The 1,517-nt window shown below is 60.3% G+C and carries 2 pseudogenes; one reads left to right on the top strand and one right to left on the bottom strand.

Annotated elements, in window-relative coordinates:
• Positions 1-737: pseudogene (locus V6C07_RS01920) on the bottom strand (histone-lysine N-methyltransferase); the annotation flags it as partial.
• Positions 738-970: 233 nt separating this feature from the next.
• Here V6C07_RS01920 and V6C07_RS01915 point away from each other — a divergent pair.
• Positions 971-1,517: pseudogene (locus V6C07_RS01915) on the top strand (ribonuclease catalytic domain-containing protein); the annotation flags it as partial.

Raw genomic sequence — 1,517 nt, 5'->3', positions numbered from 1 at the left:
AAGGCGCGCACAATGCGCTGCACGGAGCGGGGCAGGGCTGCGCCGGGGTATGGCACGCCGTAGCCCATGGTGTCGCACAGGCGAATTTTTACGGGCATGCCGCTCTGGCTGGAAAGCTCCATGAGCCTCTGGGCCAGGGGCAGGCAAAAGCCGTAAATATCGGCCCTGGTGATGTCCTCGAAGTGGCAGCGGGGTATGATGCCCCATTCCAGCGCCTGCTCGGCCATGCCCACGTACATGTTCATAGCCTGCTGGCGGGTTTTGCCCAGCTTGAGAAAGATGTGATAGTCCGACACGCTGGTGAGCATGCCGGTTTCGTCAAATTCCATATCGCGGGCCAGCTTGAGGTCATCCCTGGTGGCGCGTATCCAGGCTGTCACGCGCGGAAAGCGATAGCCGCGCGCACGGCACACGTCGATGCACTTGCGGTCCTTGGCGGAATACAGAAAAAATTCCGAAGCCGTGATAAGCCCCGTCTTGCCGCCAAGGCGGTGAAGAAAATCAAACATTTTCGCCACCTGCTTGACCGTATACGGCGGGCGAGCCTGCTGGCCGTCACGAAAGGTGGTGTCGGTGATGCGCATCTGTTCCGCAGGTCGCGGGGCCAGCAGCACTTCGTCAAACGAAGTGCGGCAGATACTGGTATAGGGGAAAAGTTCACGGTAGAGCTGGGGGGTTTCAGGCTCCTGCATGACCAGGGTACGGCTGCCTCCGCTTTGATGGATAATATTGCTCATATGCTCCCGCCGACTCGCGCTGACCGCGCGGAAAAAAGTTTTCCGGAGAAGACCTATTATAGCGGCTTCAGGGGGTCTCGTCCAGTGCGGCGCGCGGCCCGGGTCCGGTAAAAGCGGCATGTACGCACGGTTACCGGCGTGCCGGCACTTGCCAGAAAAGAAAAAATAAAGGATTGTCCCTGTCGAAGGCGTGTGGATGCATGGTTATGTGGCGCGCCTCTGAAGGAGCAGGCATGTCGGATTGTGTGCGCTACCCAGCGCCGGGTTGCGTGGTGGAGTATCTGGAGGGCAATGCCGTTCAGATTGCCCTTATTACTGAAGAGGCCGGAGGCCGTTTGCGCCTTTTGCTGCCCAACCGGCGGGAAACGCGGCTCAATGCGCCGCGCCTTTTGCCGTGGCTTGGCCCCATGTACAGCGCTGATCTGGGCAAGGAAGACGCCGTGCGTCTGCTTGAACAGCACCGCAAAAGCCGCGAGCAACTGGCGGCCGAAGTGCCTGTGATGGACGCGTGGGAACTGGCGCAGGGCGAAGTGGCTCTGGCCCCGGCACAGTGGTTTGCCGAACTTTTCGCCACTGACCCTGATTCTGATCAGGTGGCGGCCTACGGGCGCGCCCTGCTGGCCTGCAAAAGCCATTTTCGTTTTCAGCCGCCGGATTTTCAGGTTTTTCCCGAAGAAATGGTCGAAAAACGGCTGGTGGAAGAAAAAGCCCGGCTGGAGCGCGAAGCCCTTATGGCGGGCGGCGCGGCCTTTTTGCGCATGCTGTGGGATGTGGCCTGCC

It is taken from the genome of Desulfovibrio sp. 1214_IL3152, from assembly GCF_036763055.1.
Classification (GTDB): Bacteria; Desulfobacterota; Desulfovibrionia; order Desulfovibrionales; family Desulfovibrionaceae; genus Desulfovibrio.
This window is presented reverse-complemented; position numbering and strand designations above follow the sequence as displayed.